This is a genomic window from Aureibacillus halotolerans, assembly GCF_004363045.1.
In the GTDB taxonomy this organism is placed as follows: Bacteria; Bacillota; Bacilli; order Bacillales; family DSM-28697; genus Aureibacillus; species Aureibacillus halotolerans.
Map to the genome: position 1 here is coordinate 236,224 of NZ_SNYJ01000005.1, position 20,492 is coordinate 256,715.

Below are 20,492 nucleotides of genomic sequence, written 5' to 3' on the forward strand. Positions count from 1 at the left end.
GAACCCATGGCGCAATGGTCAACCAAAGAAGAGCTTCGTCACCTATTATCAGAACTTGTCGCCATTCCTAGCATTACTGGCTCTGAGGCCGAGGAGCAATTTCCATCGCATGTCGCGGAAAAGCTTCGTAGCCTCGACTATTTTCAACAGCATCCCGAAAAGCTACAGCTACATGCTACAGGCGATGGTCGAAGCGTGTTAACCGCACTTGTGAAAAACAGAGCGGACGTCAAAGAAACCGTCGTTCTCATTAGCCACTTTGACGTTGTTGAAGTCGACTGTTATGGGGATTTAAAGTCGATAAGTTTTCAGCTGGAAGCTCTAACTCAGCAAATGTATCAAACGAAGGATCGCTTGCCAAAGGACGTACAGGAGGATTTAAGGCAGGGAGAGTGGGTCTTCGGTAGAGGCTGTCTCGACATGAAAGCCGGGTTGGCCGTGCAAATGTCCTTGCTTGAACAAGCCGCGGCTGGAGAATTTCAAGGCAATGTCCTGCTCCTCACCGTGCCTGATGAGGAAGTAAATTCGGTTGGCATGCGAGCGGCAATACCAATTGTTAATGACATCGCGGAAGCTCATGGGTTGAGTTATCAATTTGTGATTAATTCTGAGCCAATGCAATTTCCGAATCGTGTTTCACGTTCAGTAGAGCTTGGTTCTATAGGCAAGGTCCTTCCGGGCTTTTATTGTCTTGGGAAAGAAACACATGTAAAAGAGCCTCATACAGGATTAAATGGGAATTTTATGGCCTCGCAAATCACATGTGAGATGGAGGTGGCAAGCGCCTTTAGTGAGAACGGTGAAAAGGGCGTCACTCCGCCTCCGACCAATCTCATTCAACAATCCATTCACAGAGCGTACTCAGTGACCACGCCATACCGAGCGGTAACGATGTTTCATCTTTTTCTAATGGAAAAGACAGCGGAGGATCACCTAGAGGCACTTGTGAAAACGGCGAAGACCGCCGCGCGCAAGATTGAAGAAACGTATCGTGAAAGCGCAAAACGTCATCCAATCCCTGAAGAACGTGGACGGGACTGGGAAGTCAACGTCATGACCTACGCCGAGTTGTATGCACACGCATGTCAAACCTTTGGCAAAGAACGTATTGAAGAATTGATTGCCACGACGCTAGCGGCAGATGAGGCCCTAGATGATCGTGAAAAAACGATTCATGTTGTCGATGCGCTCGCTTTGAAGTGCCAACAGCTAGCTCCGCTGATTGTTGTATTCTTTGCGCCGCCGTATTACCCCCCGATTACATCGTTGGACGATAACTGTATGAAAGTCGTGACGGATGCATTGATGAAGGGGGCAAAGGAACAGCACCATGTTGAGATAAACTTTGTGAATTATCACATCGGCATCACTGATTTGAGTTATGTCGGCCATGAAAAGACAAAAATAACGAGTGCGTTTTCTGAACAGATGCCAGTGTGGGACCGTACGTATTCGATTCCATTTGAAGCAATGGCACGCTTTCAAGCGCCGGTAATCAACATCGGTCCTTACGGAAAGGATTTACACAAGTGGACAGAACGACTTGAAACGACCTATTCGTTTCAAACGTTGCCTGCTTTATTGACGACAGCCTTACATGCTATATTCGACCGGTAGAGGATGTTGTCTCGATGTAGAATGACCTCGAACATGGCGCCATGAAGGGATGCGCCATGTTTTTTGTAGTGCTACTGTTTTTTCACTAGCTAAAACGAGCCCCAGAGAAGGTGGGGCTTCTTTTTGTTCGTGTGGTTTGTTAGGGGTAAAGAAAGGTTGTAATGCAATAGTATAGTCGAATCGTTCGCGCAATCACGTATCCAAACAATGTTATTGAAAAGATTACCGCCGCTGACCTGACACCAGCTGATGTAGATCGTGTCGTCATGATTGGGAACAATCTGGCTCGTGACATTAAAGGGGCGAAGGATCTCGGCATTGAAACCATTTTTCTAGATTGGTCACCTCGTTACCCGAAGCTGCCTTCATGCGAAGCAGAAACACCGGGATATACAATTCACGAGCCGCTTGAGGCATTTCCAATCGTCCGTGCGTTGCAGCAGAAAAAGGCACAGGTCGTCGTTTAAATGAAAAAATGTGAGCGCACGTTGGCTCACATTTTTTTATTTGAATGATTGTGCTCCAAGTAAACGGTTAACGGCTGTGGAGTGCCCGAAAATGATGGGGAAGTGTCCGAAAAACGGTGGTGAGTGCTCGAATGTGGTGTAAGTGCTCGAAAAAGGCAGGAAAGCGCCCGAAAAAGAGATCGAAGTGTCCGAAAACCAACGAAAAGTGCCCGAACTCCCTCCGTGCCACTCACCTCTGACGCCAATAAAAAATGGCGAGCTGCGTTCGATCCCTGAGCATAAGCTTTTCAAGGATAACCGATAAGGTATTTCGAACAGTGCCCTCGCTGATATACAAGTGCTGGGCAATCTCTTTGTTTGAAAAGCCTTCGGCGACAAGCTGGACGATGTCTTTTTCGCGTGGAGTGAGTTCATCAAATTCCCCGACTTGAGGTTGAGTCAGCTGCTGGAGCACACTGTGGTCCAAAACGGACGACCCACTTGAGAGCGCACGCAGGTGTTTCGCCATACTCGTCGTGTCGGTGGATTTCAGTAAATACCCATCTGCTCCCGCTAACAACGCCAAACGAATATTTTGTTCATCCTGAAAGGTCGTCAGCATCATTATGCGTACTTGGGGCCACTGGTGCTTGATCTCCCGTGTTGCTTCGACACCGCCCATGTTCGGCATGCGAATGTCCATTAGAATGGTGTCTGGCAACGACGTCCGACATGCGTCAATGGCTTCAGCTCCATTTTGAGCCGTGGCAACAATATCAATGTCTGGCTCGCGATCAAGAAGCAACGTTAAGCTTTGGCAAACGAGTGGATCGTCATCTACAATAAGGAGCTTCATTGCGTCATTTCCTTTTTAAGAGGCAATACACAGATCAACTGGAATCCCTTGGTCGTATTAGTGGACAAACTGCCGCCAGCAAATTTTGCGCGCATGCGTAAATTGCGGAGTCCAGAGCCATCACTTGATGCATGGTTATTTCCAACACCATCGTCCTGAATGCTTAGACGGACAATATGAGGACTGATATCGAGAGTGACCACGACATTGGTTGCTTCGGCGTGTTTTATTACATTGGTCAGTCCTTCCTTCAGGCATTGCTCAAGAATGTGCCATTGAAAGGCTTCAATCGCGCCACTGTCGCCAAACGCATGGAATGTTGCAAGGTTGCCAGGAAGTCGATGGCAAATTGATTCAAGGTTTTGGATACCAAAGGCATGAATGGGCTCGGTGTTATGCACCGTTTCTCTAAGCTGGAGCACACTATTGGACAGCCTTTCTCGTGCTTGTCGGAACAATGATTCTGCCTGCGCATCGCCGTGCTGCCATAAGTGTTCAAAGGCTTGGAAGGCTAAGTCGGCTGCCGTTAGCTCGTGGCCAACATGGTCATGAAGAGATTGTGAAATGCGTTGCCGTTCCTTTAGCTCGGCCATTCGTGACACCATTACATTGGCCGACAAGAGATCGGTTTGCAGCGCCTCAAGGGCGTAGCGTTCCCGGCGCTCACGGTCGGCTTCCTTTCTTGCTTTCTCCAACTGACGTTCCCAGCAAAAAAGTCCTGCGCCATAAAGAATAGATAGGAACAAGACAGAAAGAAGTGAGGTAGACATCTGGTTCATCATGATCATGGCCATAGGCACAAGCAATAAGGAGTAAAGTGTCCCCAACCGCAGACCTTCAAACACGGGAATGGCTATGCCGTACCAAGCGTCCGGCCAGAACATTGACGCAGTAATCACGACGATAACATCTAAGGCGATGGTCCATACAGGGAAGGAAAAATGCCAACGTAGCAACCCCATGACCGTCAGAAATAGGATGAAGACCATGCCGGTTTCATTTTGGGCACTCAGTAGCCAGTGCATGCTTAATAATAGAACACCAGTCCCACGGAAAAGGAGTGCGCTGGTGGCAGGGGTCATGAAATCCAGATGCTTCATGGCACGGCCTCCTGTTTTGTCGCATTTTTGAAGACATGTTGTTACTTGTACGATAGCGGATGCGACTCAACTGGTCAATCCTCAAGTGAGACTACGTTTGCTGCCGCCAAGCAGAAACACAACAGAAAACAACAGCAGCATCAGCCATGGAAAAACAAGCTGGAGCCCATCTGCTCTTATGATGATAAGGAACAGGCTTTCAGCTAGCCAATAAGGAGGCAAAAGCAGCGCGATTCGTTGAAGAAACTCTGGCATGATCTCTACTGGCCAAAATAAGCCCCCAAGCATCGACATCATCATAATGACTCCAACAATCATCGTTCCCGCAGCCTGCTTGCTACGGAATAACGCACACCAGGCAAGACAAAACCCCATTGCGCTAAGCGAAAAAAAGAGGTAGGCCATAATGAGCTGAAATGAGGTGGCTATACTGCCACCATGGATGAATAATCTGCCCAGCAAAAAGATCATCGACTGACCGAATAGAACGAGAGAGTAAGCCAATAAGGTTTGCCACAGATAATAAAAGTGGGAAATTGGTGCTACGGCAATACGCGTCATTCGTTTAGACACGCGATCATCCATAATGAAATGCACCAAACGCGACGCACAAAAGAACAGCGCAACGCCAAAAAATGTAAAGCTCATTGGTACAGGTGTCTCTACTGTTTGTGGGAAAAACACAAACAGTATGGGCACTGCGACGAGAAGAATGATGGTTGCAGGACTACGAAAGCAACGCTTTAATGCAAAAACAAAGATCGTCATGCGAGCCTCCTTTTTCCTAGCCAAGCAGTCACTGGGAAGAGAAGAAGTGAGGCGGCGAGAAGAAGAACAGCAAACAACGCTGCTTGTGAAGCAACACCATCGAGCATTTCAAGAATGGCATGCCGGGCAACAGACACAGGGTTTCCGTAAGTATTCATAAATGTAAAGAACCCATTGTTTGGGAGCCCGAAAATCAACCCTGCAAAAACCATAGAACCGATCCCATATACCTCGGATAACCGTTCTGCAAGCTTAAAGCTCTTCACTGTTAGCAGGCAAATGAGGCAAACGATCTGGGATAGAAGGGAGATAAGAAACAAAACAACGAGGAGCCATAAGATGTTTCCCCAATGAACGCCGTAAACCAAGTGGGTAAAGAGTACAATACTAAGGCCTTGCACCATACTGTAACATGTACTGGCGGTCACAATAATAAAGCTGTAGAGATCGATTCGCAGAGGCAATGACATAATACGCCATCTCCGTGGAGAGAACATGTCTTCCTTTAAATAACTCATCGTGTAGGCACCACCAAAAAGCTGAAACGATAGAACAAAGCTGATTGATAGCCAATCCATCACAGGAATGCCTTCTGGGATTGCCATGTAGCCAGCAACTAATCCGATCAGCGAGATCAAACCGATAGGAAGCACAACGAGCAGACTTACCCCGATATAATCTCGCAGCATTCTCTTAAACGTTAGCAAAAGAAGGGAACCCATTATTCGTCCTCCTTCTCATCGCGCAGGTGCCGCCCGGTAAGCGTGAGAAAGACATCCTCGAGAGTGGGTTTATCTGAGCTCACCGATCGTACGCCGCCCGCATTTTTTGCTAGTGAAAGCACACGATCTAAATGCCCTGATCCGGCTTGTGAAATTAAATGAATCACATGTCCCTCTAAGCTGACATGCTTCACGTCATTTAATTGCTTAAGTTGGTCGAGAAGCTCCTCTGTCGGGTCACCGACCTCGATTTTTATTTTCTCTTCATGCTGAATTTTTTCAATCAGTTCATTTACGGTGCCTTCTGCAATCACATGTCCTTGGTCAATGATCACAACACGCGAGGCAATCGCCTGCACCTCTTCCATGTAATGCGTTGTATAGAGCACCGTTGTTCCTTGCTGCTTCAGCTCTCGAATCGAATTTAAAATGTAACTTCGTGACTGCGGGTCAATGCCAACAGTTGGCTCATCCATGATTAAAAGCTTTGGTCGATGGGTGAGCGCTGCTGCGATATTAAGCCGTCTCCGCATGCCACCTGAAAATTTTGTTGGCAACCGACGTGCCTGATCCTGCAAACCGACAAATTCAAGCGTTTCTTGAATCTGCTTTTGAAGCTCAGCTCCTTTAAGACCATAGATGCCACCAAAAAAGGCAAGGTTCTCAGACGCCGTTAAATCTTCAAAAATGGTGATGTCTTGTGTCACAAGTCCTATCTGCTTTTTGATGTCCAAAAGATTGGTTTTCAGGTCTCGACCAAAGCATTGAATCGTTCCCGAGTCAAACGGCTGGAGCCCACACAACGTATGGATTAACGTCGTTTTTCCGGCCCCGTTCGGTCCGAGGAGCCCTACAATTTCACCTTCTGCAATATCCAAGTCGATATGATCGAGCGCTACATGGGATTTGTAACGCTTCACAATATTTCTCATTTGAACAACTGTCATTCACTTCGCCTCCGGATAAAAGCACATTTGTTACATGAATTATCATCGTTCCAAAGAAAAAAGGGTAGTGACAATTGTAATGAATGTGTGCATCCAAAGGCATTTTCAGCTGTTTCGTTATAAGATAAAGGCGTTATAATGTGATTTAATTCATTAAACGTTTAATGGTTAAAGAGCCGCAATTATATTGAATTTAACAAGAAAAAAAGCAGACCAAGTGTTTTTGGTCTGCTTCTTGCTCGTCTATTTATTCCTTTTTCTTCGCCATCATTGAATCTACTGCTACAAATGAACTCCCTGAAAGTGCGAACATGAGAGAAACAGCGAGTAGGATAAGATCGAGCTCAAATCCTCCGACAAAGGCCCCCGGCAGTTTGACAGTTGCCATCGCACCAACCATCACTAAGGCAAAAAGCCCCCCGACGATACGCGTCAGAAAACCAACAATCATAAGAATACCACCACCAAATTCAATGGCCGCTACAAGATAGGCGATAAAGCCAGGAATGCCTATTGAATCGAACCAGCTCGCTGTTGTCGAAAGTGCTACAATTTTCTCGTAGCCATGTACAACAAAGACTAATCCAAGGACAAGTCTAACAATTAATAAACCAATACGACCATTTGTTTTCATTATACTTTTTCTCCATTCTGTCTGTTCATTGATAGGGGCACGTCGAGAATGACGGACACGCCAGCTGGGTCTTGGATTGATAGTGAGCCATCATTTTCAGTCTGGACAGGAATGTTGGCAGCTGTTAAACGAGCGAGCGTTTGCTTGCGGCTCTTCTCGGTCGGAAAGACAATGGAATAAGATAACAATCCGACACTGTTTTTTGGCAAAGGTGCTGTGCCTGCCCAAAGATTGTAGGCGACATGGTGGTGATACCCTCCAGTGGCCACGAATTGAGCACCAGCATGCTGCCAATCCGACATGAGCTGAAAGCCAAGACCGTCGACGTATAGTCTCTTTGCAGCAACCAAATCATTGACATGAAGATGAATATGACCTAGAACTGTTGCTTTCGGTACACCTTCCCAGGGAACACCATCAGCTTCCTCAAGCAACGCCTGAAGATCAATCGCACGATTGTCCATCTGAACCAGACCTTCTGTGTCGTAGGTCCATGTGTCTCGTGGTCGGTCACAATAAACCTCAATGCCATGGCCATCAGGATCTGAAAAATACAATGCCTCACTGACCAAATGGTCGGCTTGACCGAGGCGAATCTGTTTCTCAATAAGGCGACGAAGGACAACGGCAAGCGCCTTTCGCGACGGCACAAGAAGGGCGAAATGATACAAGCCAATGGCAGATCGTTGAGGCGCAACTTTTGCATCAGGAACCTCTTTTATTTTCAGAAGGACCGTCTTTCCGTCAGCGGTAAAGGACGCCTCGTTGGCGGTTTGCTCGGCAATACGAAGCCCAACGACGTTTTCATAAAAATCTATCGATGTCACCAAATGGCGAACGGTTAACACGACATTTTCCAAACGAATGGATGGGTCAAGTAAAGCAGTCATACCATCACCTCATTTTTAGAATTCCTTTACTTAAGTATTGCTGATCTGCATTGGAATGGGAAGTAGGTACTTTAAAGTGGTATAGTACCTTTGATGATACTAATGGGTAGCCATTGCCTTGAAGGATGAACGAGTTTGCACAAGATGAACAGGAAAATTATAAGGGGATCACTATAATTGACCATAAAGAACAATTGAACATTGTGAAACATAATGAATGCCTCGTACGTATAGAGAATATAGAAAACGATCATAACAATGAAGAATGATAAAGGAGGACGCCTATGTTCGCGTGGATAGTGCTCGGTGCCCTGACATGTTTAAACTTAAACGTTGTCACTTGGAGAAATGCGCTGAAAGTAAAGAAAAAATCATTTTTTGTCATGCAGGTCACACGGTATGTTATTGGTCTTATCATTAGTTTTTTCCTCGTCTACGTCTTATTAATTGACCGCACGATGACAGGGTTTATCACGACCTTTGGGTATGTGATTGCGATCAATCTACTGCTTACGTCAGTTGGCGAAGCATACACAAAAGAAGGTAAGCGGAGGAAAGGAAAGGGCACAAGGAGTGGCTTGGTTGGAACAGTGCTGTTGCTTGGGCTTTTATTCATGAATTTTGTGTACCCATGGATGCATGTTAAGGATCTTGCAGCGCTTGGCGGCATTAAACAAAGCGATGAACAAATTGCGTCAGTGACAGAAGAGGCTGTACGGTCTGTACCATACTCCTATGCCCGATACAAATCAGAAATTGTGTTCGGCAACATCGAAAACTACTCGTATTACGAGCTTGGTGAATCATCCGTCCAAAAAATTGATGGCGAATTGTTTTGGGTGTCTCCCATTGAATATGCCAATCTTTGGCGTTGGTGGTCTGCAGATAGCTCACCAGGTTATATTATGGTGAGTGCAGAGGATCCGAACGCGGAAGCTCAGCTTGTCGATGATCATCAGATGACGTATGTTCCAAGTGCCTTTTTTGGTGAAAACCTCGAACGCCATGTGCGTCAGGCATATCCTGAGGCTATTCTCATTGACCAAAGCTTTGAGCCTAACGATGAAGGCAAGCCTTTCTATGCCTACTCTTATGCTAGTTATTCACACTATCGTTCCGCGCCAGAAGCAGAAGGCGTTATACTCGTCGATGCCATCACTGGTGAAATGCAGCAGTATGCACTTGGAGAGCAGCCTGAATTTGTGGACAACGCCTTGCATTACAAGCTTGCACTTGATTATGCCAAATGGTACGGCAAGTACCGTAATGGCTTTTGGAATTCAATCTTTGCTAAAAAAGGTGTCCATGAACCGACAAGCGATGAGGAAATGATCGGTGTGCTAGGCGAAAATGGCGAATTGTTCTGGATGATCGATCATATGAGACCAAATCAAGACTCAAATACAATGGTTGGGTTTTCAATGGTCAATACGAGCACCGGCGAGTTTGTGTATTATACAGGTTCAGCAGGTCTCTTAAACGCAAAGGGAGCAGAGGAGGTTGTCAACAAGTCCTTCCAACGAGAACAATGGATAGGGCAGCAACCGGTCCTTTACTCGGTTTTCGACAACTACACATGGGTCATCCCTGTCGTTGATGGCAACGGACTGATGCGTGAAATTGCCCTTGTACACGCTGAGACAGGAAAAGTGGCGCATGGCACTTCTCGCAAGGAAGCGTTTGACCGTTATCGTCAGATGCTCGCCCAGGATCTAGGTCAAGATGATTACCTTCCGAGCGATGTCCTAGAGGAGGAAACCGTTGAAGGAGAAGTGTACCGCATAAGCTCTACATTCAGCTCAACGCTCATTCAAATGCTCGTCCAAGGCGAAACAAGAGTGATTGAAATTGATGTTAGTAAGGTGCCAGAAGCGGTGTTTATTCAAGAAGGAGATGTTGTTCGTGTGAAGGCGATCGACACAGCGGACAATATTCTTAGTGTGACCGAATTAACGAACGTGACGGTGGAAAGTGAATTCGGCACAGTCGACGAATTCACCATTGATCCTGAAAACGGGAGTGAAACTGAGGGAGAAACAGAAACTGAGACGCCTTCGCAAGAAAATGAAGACCCAACAGAATAATTATTGCAAAGCAAAGCAGCTGAGACATTTGGCTGCTTTTTTTAATCTGTAGATCATTGAGCTTCTGCATGCAGTACGATACACTTTTGTAAGAAACATTAAAAAATTAAAAATAGAAAGGCTGGGAAGATAATGAGTGAAGAACGTACAGCGTTTTTTCGTGATCCTGTTCATGACGGTGCGGCAGATCCAACAATTATTTTCAACGAGCAAGAGAAACAATGGTGGATGGTATACACCAATCGTCGTGCAGATGCGCCGGGAGCGGGGGTTTCTTGGGTGCACGGAACGGATTTAGGAGCGGCATCATCAAAGGATGGCGTTCACTGGACGTATCGAGGCGTGCTTCAAGGGTTGGCTGTAGAGCCCGGTCGCAATACGTTCTGGGCACCGGAAATTATCCGCCACGAAGGCATTTATCATATGTATGTTAGCTACATACAAGGAGTTCCAGATGAATGGGCGGGGCACTTGCGTCAAATCCTCCATTACACGAGCGCCAATCTCTGGGACTGGACGTATCAATCAACACTTGAGCTTAGTTCTGAGAAAGTGATCGATGCGGCGATCGCTACACTTCCCGATGGACGTTTTCGTATGTGGTATAAAGATGAGGTCAATCATTCACATACGTATGCTGCGGACAGTACGGATCTGTACAGTTGGAAAGTTGTAGGTCCGGTCATTACGGAGTTCCCTCATGAAGGAGCGAATGTGTTTGTCTGGAAGGAGTCCTACTGGCTCATTGTCGACTCTTGGGCAGGTCAAGTGATGTACAAGTCTGAAGATGGGGAGGCATGGGAGAAACAGACGACCATCCTAACAGAAAATGGGGTGCTGGAGGATGATCAAGGACCGGGATTGCATGCAGACGTGCTCGTACACGAGGGTCGCGCTATCATTTATTATTTTACACATCCAAGCTGGAGGAGAGGTCTCTCGCAAAATACATATGAAACGAGAAGGTCCTCTATTTTAGCTGCAGAACTCGTGCTGACTCATGGGAAGCTAACATGCCCACGCCAAACAAATATTCGAGTATTAACATAAAAGACACTTGTTTCTCGAGAGAAAACAAGGCTACAATGAGGAAAACTCTGTGTAAGGGGGCGTTTATTTTGGCGAAGCTTCAACTAATTACACCAAATGTAGCTTATGAGCAGGACTATAAGGCCTTTTACCAAGATTGGCAAGACAGTGGTCGTGCAATCATCCCATCCGTTGCCAAAGACCTTCCTGCCGATTTTGCTGGCTACGTGCAACGGCTTAATGATAATGCTCAGGGCATTGGCTTAGAGGAAGGAATCGTGCCGAATTCAACCTTCTGGCTCGTCAATGAAGAAAACAATGAGGTTCTCGGTGCAGTCAATATCCGTCATCAACTGACGCCTTATTTGGAACGAGTCGGTGGCCATATCGGTTTTGGCTTGCGTCCGACTGCTAGAGGCAAAGGGTATGCGAAGACAATGCTAGCACTGTCGCTAAAGGAAGCTAAATCGTTGGAGTTAGAAAAAGTGTTAATTACATGTGACGTTGATAACGTGACATCTGAGAAGACGATCTTGAAAAATGGCGGTCGACGAAGCACTGATGAACAGACGGAGGAAGGAATCATCGTTCATCGCTTTTGGATTGATCTATAATTAAAACAAAGTGGGCTGTCTGAGAAGTTGAAATTGACTTTAAGGCAGCCTTTTGACTTGTGTCGTGCCGAAGATAGTCAAATGTTACGTTTGTCGTAAAATTTTCACGACAACTTTCATTAAAAGAATACACGATGAGGTACTTTCGAATCGATGCTGCACTTGTACCCTTTAGTGTGAAAGCGAGCGTATGGCAGCATGTATTAAAAGCAACCCCGACAATGTATTTCAGGTTTACCCATTTACATCTAAGCGTGTCTGCCAAATGTCAGGTGCGAAAGTTGAGTTTACCCGATTAAACGAAATTTAGATTTATGTATAAAACATCACAACCGTCAAATGCTATACATATGGTCGTTTTTTTTAGAACACATCTGGGTAAATAGTAAACAAGAGAGGAGGCGGATAACGCATGTGGACTCTGATTGTGATATTATTATTGCTTTGGCTCCTAGGCTTTATTTTCAAAATAGCTGGCGGGTTCATCCATATATTGCTCATTATTGCAGCAATTGTTATCGTCTATCGATTGGTCATTGGACGAAAACGTTAGCAACATTCTATAGTGAGAGCTGCTCGCCAGCAATGGCGAGCTTTTTGTTTCATGGGACAGATAAAATTCGCTCGTCTTCAATGAGATGTTGGCGTAAGAGGACATTATGTCCCATCTGGTTACAGAACCTTATAAAGCGTGAGAGAAGCAAATAGACAAACTAAGAGGGAGGTTGACTGTGATTAGATCAATGGGGATGACCAAAAAAGGGGTCATGTTAAATGATGTAGACGTGCAACGTTTAATGATGCCTGACATGAAGTGGTATTGGGTTGATATGGAAGCGCCAGATGTAGATGAAGCTTCACTGATGGCAGGTGTTTTTAAATTTCATTCACTTGCGATTGAGGATTGCTTCAATGATCTGCAGCGGCCAAAGATTGATTCTTATGCGTCGCACAATTTTTTCGTCCTTCATGCGTTAAATAAAAAAACGCTCGAGGCGGAAGAGGTGGATTGCTTTGTAGGAAAGAATTTTCTAGTCACCGTTCATATGAATGAGTCTCCTGGTATAAATAAACTTTGGACTCAAGTCCAAGGGGGAAGCCTTAAAGGGGATGGGGCCGCCATATTGTTTTATCGCGTGGTCGACCAGCTTGTGGATGAGTATTTCCCCATTCTTTATCGCATGGAAGATCGACTTGATCATATTGAGGACAACGTTAATTCGAAATCATATGGTTCGCTTATAGATGAAGTATTTAATATTCGCAGTCAACTGTTACATATTCGGCGGACGGTTTTGCCAATGAGAGACCTGTTGTATCGCATGCTGAACCTTGAGTCCTTATCCCATATACAAGCGCACAAAGCCTATTTCCGCGACATTCACGATCACCTTTTAAAATTAACTGAGCTTGTTGAATCATCACGTGAAATGACATCTGACATGCGTGATAGCTACCAAACGATTAATTCTAACCGTATGAATCAAATTATGATGACACTGACCATTGTGTCGACGATTTTTATCCCATTGACCTTTATTGCCGGTGTCTATGGCATGAATTTCGCTTATATGCCAGAGCTTCAAACGTCATATGGGTATTTTGTTGCACTGATCGTCATGGCTCTGATTACAATTATTATGCTCTGGCATTTTAAACGCAAAGGATGGTTTGACATATTTAAATAGCATTTATTGTGCAGAATTGTGGATCATCAATAAAAAAACGGAGTGCGCTGTCTTTTGCGCGCTTCGTTTTTTCGTGGGCATCATGTGTCTAACAACGGCCATAAATACGATAAGCTAATGATGAATACAGCAATATAAAACAGGATGGGAAACCAAGGCTTCACCGCGGTATTCGCTAAAGTGACGACACGGTAAATGGCATACGCGCAAACGACGATCCAAGCAATCGTGACCAATAGCGCCGGCATGCTTTTCCTCCTCACGGTTAGGCATACGCTCAGTCCATAAAGCCTATGCTTAAGTCTGGAGAAATAGACGGCAACTGTGCATTTTTTAGAGATGTTTTTTTAACCACGTCATGGCGAGGTCAAACCACGGCTGAATGGATGGATTGATCTGATGCGTATGACTTGACGTCTGGTCATTTGCTAACGATAAGCCATGAGGACCATTTTCAAACACATGTAACTCATAAGGCACAGCATGCTTTGCTAATTCGGATGCAAATCGTAATGAATTCTCAGCAAAGACACGAGTATCCTCTGCCGTATGCCATAAAAAGGTTGGCGGTGTCACCGCGGAAACAAAGTGAGCAGTGTTTTGCGTTTGTACCTCATCTTCTGTAGGATCTGCGGTTCCAAGCAATGCGAGGCAGCAATCCGGATCTGCAATGCGTTGAAGATGAGGCCCCATTAAACGAAGATCAATCACAGGGTATGCAAGAATGAGCGCATTTGGTTTGAAGAAGGAAGGTTCCATTTGATAATGTTCTTGCAACAAATCATCATTCCAGTGCACGCCAATCGAGGCAGCCAAGTGACCGCCTGCTGAAAAGCCACAGACGGCAATGCGCTCAGGGTCAAGATGCCATTCATTTGCGTGTTCTCTCACCAATTTTAAGGCGCCAGCAACATCCAGCAGTGGCTGAGGATGGAGAGACCCACCTGTTGAATGTGTGTGATAACGAAGGACAAAGGCGTGGAAACCGGCTGCTGCAAACCGTAGGGCAACCGGTTCCCCCTCACGGTCGGACGTTCGCTGGTATGCGCCACCCGGACAAATGATAACGGCAGGTCTTGAATGAGTCGCGGTCACCTCTTTGACTTCATCTAGGATATAGGAGGTAAGAGTAATAGCGTCATTGTTCGGATCTAAATTAAATGTTTGCGTTTTCATTTTATCCCTTCCTTCTGTTGGTGTCTTTAGTGTATCAAAGTGCGTGAATACAAAAAAGAGACCCGAAGGCCCCTCTTCAAAAACGAAACTGCTTGCTTAGGCAAAAATGAAAAATGTTACTTTCAAGACGTAAAACCTTGGTAGATGAGCGCATGAGTACAACCAAAGCGATGCTATGAAAAGAGCGAGCGTTTCTCAAGTTGCGTACTTTTTCCCCTTGCCAAACAGATAAGAGCATAGATAGCCAAGGACTGCTCCTACAAGGGCTGGAACAAGCCACCCAAGTCCCTGAGCGTAAAGAGGAAGAATTTGTTTGAATACATTCGTAACCACCGGAATCTCGATGCCAGCTGCTTTTAAGCCATCAAATAAACTAATTACCAACGTGAGCAGGAGGCTCATTTGATAGACAGCTGCCCGTCCTCCAAACAATCGATGCAAAAAGGTCAGCAGTATGATGACAATCGCCAAAGGATATATTGTGGACAAGACTGGCACAGAAATCGAGATTAATTCCGAAAGTCCGATATTGGCAAAGACTGCACTAAACACCGAAAGAATAATTGCAATAACGGAATACGACACATTGGGCATTAGTTTACTGAAATATGCCGCACAAGCCGTTGTGAGTCCAATGCTCGTTGTGAGGCAGGCCAGGGTGACAATTAATCCGAGCAAAATGTTGCCAGCAGCTCCATAGTAGCTGTTTGCAACGAGTGCAAGTACAGTGCCACCATTATCAAGGAGCCCAAGAGTTGATACGCTTGTAGCGCCTGTATAGGAAATCGACGTGTAAATGATCGCTAGAAATACGGCCGCAATAATGGCTGCGCTTGCTGCTGCGCCTAGCAATTTTTTTCTAGATGTGACTCCCTTGGCTTGAATGGCTTGAATGACGATAATACCAAACACTAGCGATGCTAAGATATCCATTGTCAAATAGCCTTGTTGGAACCCTTCTGAAAAGGGATGTACAGCATATTGTTCAGAGGGTTCTTGAAAGCTTCCCAGTGGTTGAACAAATACAGTCACAATGAGCACACCAAGAAAGACGAGCAAAAATGGTGTCAAGTATTTTCCAACAATATCTACAATCTTCGCAGGCTTTAAGGCTAAGAAGCAAGTAACGCCGAAGTATAAGATGGTAAACATAAACAGCACCCAAGGGTGGCTACCGTCAGATAGAAACGGCGTGACCGCAATTTCGTAAGAGGTGCTTCCGGTTCGTGGCATCGCAAATAATGGACCAATAGATAAGTACAACACCGTTGTGAAAATAAGACCGAAAACGGGATGAACGCGTTGTGTAAGTTCCAGTGCGCTCGTTTTTCCTGACATGCCAAACGCTAATACGCCTAATAAGGGGAGGCCGACACCGGTGACGAGAAATCCACCATTCGCCCACCACACATGATCTCCAGACAGCTGCCCGAGCATGGCAGGGAAAATAAGGTTGCCTGCTCCGAAAAATAGAGCAAACAACATGAAGCCTAACGTAAGAATAAACGAAAACGTTACTTTTTGCTCTTTCAACAGAAATACCTCCACTATAGCCAATGATCAATGAACATGCATATATCAGCATGACATAGTGTTTCATTATAAAGGAATCGTATACAGAATGACATAGGCAAATAGAGTGAACTCTGGGAGAAAAACCATACCGAAAATATCATAAGGGAAGTGCCCGACGATTGATAAAAAAGGCAAGCAAAAACCTTACACAACATTGCTTCTAATGGCCAGCGTTATATTGATTTTGTGTCTTGTATGCCCTTCACCTTTTTAAGTATATCCTTAGAGCCTCAAGGCATGGGCAGATAATGTACGTCATGAATTTCATTGTACCTGTTTTCTATTTACCGTTTGATGCTATAGTGATGTAAGCGCTATCCAAGGATGGGTTTTGAATATGAAAACGCTATCTAAAATGGATCATAATTAATTAAAGATGAGGGGGGAGTGATTGGATGAAGGCAACGCAGACATCTGGATTATCGCCTGCTTTGCAGAAACGCAGCATTGCCTCACAGGCGAGACGTAGTTGGAAAAAGCATTGGCAATTTTATTTGCTTGTGCTCCCACCAGTGTTGTATTTTATTATCTTTAAGTACATTCCCATGTTTGGTGCAATTATTGCATTCAAGGATTACAATGTCGTTCAAGGAGTCATGGGTAGTCCTTGGGCGGGATTTAAGTATTTTGAGATGTTTTTCTCAAATCCTCAAGCATGGACGCTTATTAAGAATACCTTTCTATTAAGCCTTTATGGGGTGCTGGTCAGCTTCCCGTTGCCAATCCTTTTGGCTTTGGCATTAAATGAGGTGAGAGTCAGGGCATTTAAACGTACGGTTCAAATGGTGACGTATGCCCCATACTTTATTTCAACAGTTGTCCTTGTCTCAATGATGATGCTTTTGTTGGCGCCGAGGCTGGGCATTTTTAATAATCTCTTAAATGTATTCGGCGTAGAATCCATTAACTTTTTAGGAGAATCTGAATTGTTTCGCTCGATTTTTGTTTGGTCTGATGCCTGGCAGAACACAGGATATGCGGCTGTGATTTATCTCGCAGCATTAGCAGGTATTAATCCAGCTCTTTATGAGGCGGCAAAGGTCGATGGAGCATCCAGAATACAGAAGATTCTTTATATCGATTTGCCAGGAATTCTCCCGGCAGCCTCCATTATCCTCATTTTAAGTGTCGGAAGCTTGATGGCGATCGGCTTTGAAAAAGTGTATTTGCTTCAGAACCCTATGAACTTGGAAACTTCAGAGGTTCTTGCAACGTACGTTTACAAAATTGGCTTGTTAAACGCAAACTTCAGTTTTGCAACGGCAGTAGGACTGTTTAATTCAGTTGTCAATCTTATCTTGCTTATAGCTGTAAACATCATTGCTAGGCGAGTGACAGGAAACAGCTTATGGTAAGTAGGGAGGGAAGAAATGTGAAAGATGTCTCAACCAAAATCAAAGATTCAGCAGGCGATCGGTTGTTCGTCATTTTCATTTATGTTGGCTTGTCCCTGATTACGTTATCGATTTTATATCCGCTTATTTACATTGTCAGCTCATCATTGAGCAGCCCACTTGCCGTGACGTCAGGAAGAGTCTGGTTATGGCCAGTTGACGTAACATTGGATGGGTACAAGGCGGTACTCGGGAGCAGTAAAGTCATTATGGGGTATGCCAACTCATTATTTTACACTGTTTTTGGCACCATCATTGCGGTCACTCTGACAGTGCTGCTAGCCTACCCATTATCACGTAAATCCTTTTTTGGCAGAACCTTTTTAATGTTTTTCATCTTGTTTACGATGCTTTTTTCAGGTGGATTAATTCCAGAGTATCTCGTTGTTCAAAACCTTGGTATGGTGGATACACGCTGGGCTCTTCTGATTCCTAAAGCCATTGCGGTTTGGCAAGTGATTATCGCACGCACCTTCTTTCAAACGAGCATTCCTGAGGAGCTTGTTGAAGCGAGTGAAATGGATGGATGCAGTGATCTTCGTTTTCTCTGGTCCGTCGTCATTCCTCTCGCAAAGCCAATTATTGCGGTATTGGTGTTAATGTACGCCATCATGCAGTGGAATTCTTATTTTGATGCCTTAATTTACTTAAAATCGGAAGCGTTATATCCGCTTCAGCTCGTGCTTCGCAACATTTTGATTCTTAACACTGATGCGAGTAGTCTCATGAGCGCGAGTGAAATGATGGAGCGTCAGCAACTGGCAGAACTCATGAAATACTCTCTCATTGTTGTGGCAAGCTTGCCTGTGCTCATCATTTATCCGTTTGTGCAAAAATATTTCATGCAAGGTATGCTTATCGGTTCGGTTAAAGGATAACGTAAGGGAGTGGAGACAAATGAAATGGTTCATAAAGAAGACAATCCTCGTTGTAATAGCTGCAGTTGTGCTTGTGGGTTGTTCAAATGATGCGACTTCAGGGGAAAGTGCAACGACAGATGATGGGCGAGTCAAAATTAATGTGTTTGCCCCACAAGGCGCTGAAACAAATTTTGAGGATAATAAGTTCTCGAAAGTCATTGAGGACAAATTCAATATTGATTTTACATGGCAGACCACGACTCTTGATGCTGGAGCGGCAAGCGAAAAAAGGCAAATTTCGCTTGCGAGTGGGGACTATCCAGACTTATTTCTAATGATTCCATGGGTGGATCAATTTTCACAGTCTGAGCTTTTGAAATACGGACAACAAGGTATTTTCCTGCCTTTAAATGATCTCATTAAAGAGCATGCCCCAAATATTCAAAAGGCTTTTGATCAGGAACCAGATCTTAAAGCGATGGCAACGGCACCTGATGGAAACATTTATGGCATGCCTCAATGGAACGATTGCTACCACTGTTCATATCCAGAAAAATTATGGATTAATACGACGTGGCTGGATACGTTAGGGCTTGAGATGCCTACAACTACTGAGGAAATGAAGGATGTCCTTTTGGCCTTTAAAAACGAAGATCCAAATGGCAACGGCAAACCCGATGAAATTCCAATGAGTGGCCGTGTTGATGATTCACCAATCCCGTTTTTAATGAACTCTTTTGAGTATTACCACTCAAGTGAAATACCGCTCCTACTTGAAGATGGCAATGTGAGCTTTGCTGCAACAACAGAGGGATGGAGAGAAGGGGTTCGCTATGCGGCAGAGCTTTTTGAGCTTGGTTTAATCGACCCAGGCACGTTTACGCAAAATGCTGACGCGCTGTTACAAATAGGGAATAATGGCGGAGATGTGATTTTGGGTGTTGGCCCGGGAACCCACCCAGGAACGTTTACCACTGACGAAGAGCGCCTTAATTCAGATAAGTACCAAGCAATTCCACCACTAGAGGGTCAAAAAAATCTTACAACCTATCAGTTTCCGAGCATGCCTGGGGCGACATTTGTGTTAACGAACAAAGCAAGTGAGGAAGCACAAATTGCAGCCATTAAGGCGCTAGACTACATGTTTACAGTAGAAGGTTCATTAAATGCTCAGTTTGGAGTTAAAGGCGTTGGCTGGCGCGATCCTCAAGAGGGTGAAGTAGCGTTGAATTCCGATGTAGATCCAATTTATAGAAAGCTCCCTGAAAATCGTGAGGAGGAAGAAAGGGAAGAGAATATCTCGTGGGGAGCAAATGGGCAATACTGGCATTTTAGAGGTCTTCGTGATGCGGAAGTTTCAAGCACAGAAATATATACAACGGCCGGTTTTGAACGCCGTTTACAAGAGGCAACACTCCTTTATGAGGGGCATGAACCCCCTGAAGAAAACATGTACCCTTATTGGAAGGTATGGATTGATCAGGAAGAGGCTGGAGAAGTGGCTATGCTGATCACTAACCTTAACGGGTACATTGAACAGAACATGGTTCAGTTTATCACTGGTGCAAAGGACATAGAAACGGAATGGGAGGAGTATGTGTCGGGGTTTGATGGCTTGAATGGAAGTCGATACTTGGAAATTATGCAAAAATCGTATGATGCCCTTGAAACAAAGTAAAAATGAAGCCGGTGGGTTCATCTTTAGATGAGCCCCCGCTTGACGCTGTTGAAAAACGCTCCAGCTGCAAAGAAAACAGGATGAGGTTTTTTCGATTCGATGATGCACTTGTGCCCGTAGGGTGAAAAGAAAACACGACGAGGTCCTTTCGAATCGATGTTGGCTTGTTGCAATCACGACCGCTTCGTCAAAATACTTCGCTTTCCACGGGCACGGCTTCAGCTCGCGCTGTTCCCGTAGGAGTCTACGTATTTTGCCTACGCTGATGTTTGTTTCTGTATAAATTGTTTTTATTTTGTCTCGGTCACCAAACAAGACAAGTAAGTGTATCGTTCTATGCAAAGTTGGATCACCTAAGTGCAGTATTGATGCAGCGGTGGACTTAAATTTTGATAACCTTCGCTGCGCAAAAAT

Annotated in this window: 20 protein-coding genes; 10 read left to right on the forward strand and 10 right to left on the reverse strand. The window is 44.9% G+C overall.

Features of this window, described 5'->3' with window-relative positions; all coding sequences use genetic code 11:
* Window positions 1-6 precede the first annotated feature (6 nt).
* Complete coding sequence (locus EV213_RS08420) at window positions 7-1,617, forward strand: M20/M25/M40 family metallo-hydrolase (protein WP_133580067.1); 1,611 nt, start codon at window positions 7-9, stop codon at window positions 1,615-1,617.
* Window positions 1,618-1,853: 236 nt separating this feature from the next.
* Window positions 1,854-2,084, forward strand: a complete 231-nt coding sequence (locus EV213_RS08425; RefSeq protein WP_279512757.1) for an HAD hydrolase-like protein — start codon at window positions 1,854-1,856, stop codon at window positions 2,082-2,084.
* Between the two features lie 229 nt (window positions 2,085-2,313).
* Here the strand turns inward: EV213_RS08425 and EV213_RS08430 are convergent, their stop codons facing one another.
* From EV213_RS08430 to EV213_RS08460, 7 genes are all read right to left on the reverse strand, one after another.
* Window positions 2,314-2,919 (reverse strand): response regulator transcription factor, encoded by a 606-nt coding sequence (locus EV213_RS08430; RefSeq protein WP_133580069.1) that lies wholly within the window; start codon window positions 2,917-2,919, stop codon window positions 2,314-2,316.
* Window positions 2,916-4,019, reverse strand: coding sequence for a sensor histidine kinase (locus EV213_RS08435; RefSeq protein ID WP_133580070.1), 1,104 nt, complete (start codon window positions 4,017-4,019; stop codon window positions 2,916-2,918). The genes EV213_RS08430 and EV213_RS08435 overlap by 4 nt, the downstream gene beginning before the upstream one ends.
* An 81-nt stretch (window positions 4,020-4,100) precedes the next feature.
* Entirely contained in the window at window positions 4,101-4,787 is a 687-nt protein-coding gene (locus tag EV213_RS08440; protein WP_133580071.1) for an ABC transporter permease, read from the reverse strand.
* Window positions 4,784-5,509, reverse strand: a complete 726-nt coding sequence (locus EV213_RS08445; RefSeq protein ID WP_133580072.1) for an ABC transporter — start codon at window positions 5,507-5,509, stop codon at window positions 4,784-4,786. The genes EV213_RS08440 and EV213_RS08445 overlap by 4 nt, the downstream gene beginning before the upstream one ends.
* A complete protein-coding gene (locus EV213_RS08450) occupies window positions 5,509-6,456 on the reverse strand; it encodes an ABC transporter ATP-binding protein (RefSeq protein WP_133580073.1) in 948 nt (315 codons plus the stop codon). Before EV213_RS08450 ends, EV213_RS08445 begins: the two co-directional genes overlap by 1 nt.
* 247 nt (window positions 6,457-6,703) lie before the next feature.
* Complete coding sequence (locus EV213_RS08455) at window positions 6,704-7,090, reverse strand: DoxX family protein (RefSeq protein ID WP_133580074.1); 387 nt, start codon at window positions 7,088-7,090, stop codon at window positions 6,704-6,706.
* Window positions 7,090-7,980, reverse strand: a complete 891-nt coding sequence (locus EV213_RS08460) for a VOC family protein (RefSeq protein WP_133580075.1) — start codon at window positions 7,978-7,980, stop codon at window positions 7,090-7,092. Before EV213_RS08460 ends, EV213_RS08455 begins: the two co-directional genes overlap by 1 nt.
* Window positions 7,981-8,264: 284 nt before the next feature.
* Between EV213_RS08460 and EV213_RS08465 the strand changes: the two genes are divergently transcribed.
* The 5 genes from EV213_RS08465 (at window position 8,265) to corA (ending at window position 13,395) form a co-directional block, all read left to right on the forward strand.
* Entirely contained in the window at window positions 8,265-10,064 is a 1,800-nt protein-coding gene (locus EV213_RS08465; RefSeq protein WP_133580076.1) for a hypothetical protein, read from the forward strand.
* A 132-nt stretch (window positions 10,065-10,196) separates the two neighbouring features.
* Window positions 10,197-11,114: a family 43 glycosylhydrolase gene (locus EV213_RS08470; protein ID WP_133580077.1), complete on the forward strand. Its 918-nt coding sequence runs from the start codon at window positions 10,197-10,199 to the stop codon at window positions 11,112-11,114.
* Window positions 11,115-11,182: 68 nt separating this feature from the next.
* Window positions 11,183-11,707, forward strand: coding sequence for a GNAT family N-acetyltransferase (locus EV213_RS08475; RefSeq protein ID WP_243740038.1), 525 nt, complete (start codon window positions 11,183-11,185; stop codon window positions 11,705-11,707).
* A gap of 412 nt (window positions 11,708-12,119) precedes the next feature.
* Complete coding sequence (locus tag EV213_RS08480) at window positions 12,120-12,260, forward strand: lmo0937 family membrane protein (protein ID WP_133580079.1); 141 nt, start codon at window positions 12,120-12,122, stop codon at window positions 12,258-12,260.
* A 178-nt stretch (window positions 12,261-12,438) separates the two neighbouring features.
* Window positions 12,439-13,395, forward strand: a complete 957-nt coding sequence (gene corA, locus EV213_RS08485; protein WP_424923035.1) for a magnesium/cobalt transporter CorA — start codon at window positions 12,439-12,441, stop codon at window positions 13,393-13,395.
* Between the two features lie 80 nt (window positions 13,396-13,475).
* Here the strand turns inward: corA and EV213_RS20690 are convergent, their stop codons facing one another.
* From EV213_RS20690 to brnQ, 3 genes are all read right to left on the reverse strand, one after another.
* Window positions 13,476-13,643, reverse strand: coding sequence for a hypothetical protein (locus EV213_RS20690; protein WP_166639221.1), 168 nt, complete (start codon window positions 13,641-13,643; stop codon window positions 13,476-13,478).
* Between the two features lie 85 nt (window positions 13,644-13,728).
* Complete coding sequence (locus EV213_RS08490) at window positions 13,729-14,571, reverse strand: alpha/beta hydrolase (RefSeq protein ID WP_133580080.1); 843 nt, start codon at window positions 14,569-14,571, stop codon at window positions 13,729-13,731.
* 195 nt (window positions 14,572-14,766) lie between these two features.
* A complete protein-coding gene (brnQ, locus tag EV213_RS08495) occupies window positions 14,767-16,104 on the reverse strand; it encodes a branched-chain amino acid transport system II carrier protein (protein WP_133580081.1) in 1,338 nt (445 codons plus the stop codon).
* Between the two features lie 437 nt (window positions 16,105-16,541).
* On the opposite strand from brnQ, the gene EV213_RS08500 reads away from it, so the two are divergent.
* The 3 genes from EV213_RS08500 to EV213_RS08510 are packed head-to-tail and all read left to right on the forward strand — an operon-like array spanning window position 16,542 to window position 20,078.
* Window positions 16,542-17,501 (forward strand): ABC transporter permease, encoded by a 960-nt coding sequence (locus tag EV213_RS08500; protein ID WP_133580082.1) that lies wholly within the window; start codon window positions 16,542-16,544, stop codon window positions 17,499-17,501.
* The gene (locus EV213_RS08505; protein ID WP_133580083.1) at window positions 17,495-18,418 is read left to right on the forward strand and encodes a carbohydrate ABC transporter permease; all 924 of its coding nucleotides are present in this window, start codon (window positions 17,495-17,497) and stop codon (window positions 18,416-18,418) included. The genes EV213_RS08500 and EV213_RS08505 overlap by 7 nt, the downstream gene beginning before the upstream one ends.
* 19 nt (window positions 18,419-18,437) lie before the next feature.
* Window positions 18,438-20,078 (forward strand): extracellular solute-binding protein, encoded by a 1,641-nt coding sequence (locus EV213_RS08510; protein WP_133580084.1) that lies wholly within the window; start codon window positions 18,438-18,440, stop codon window positions 20,076-20,078.
* Window positions 20,079-20,492: the final 414 nt, after the last annotated feature.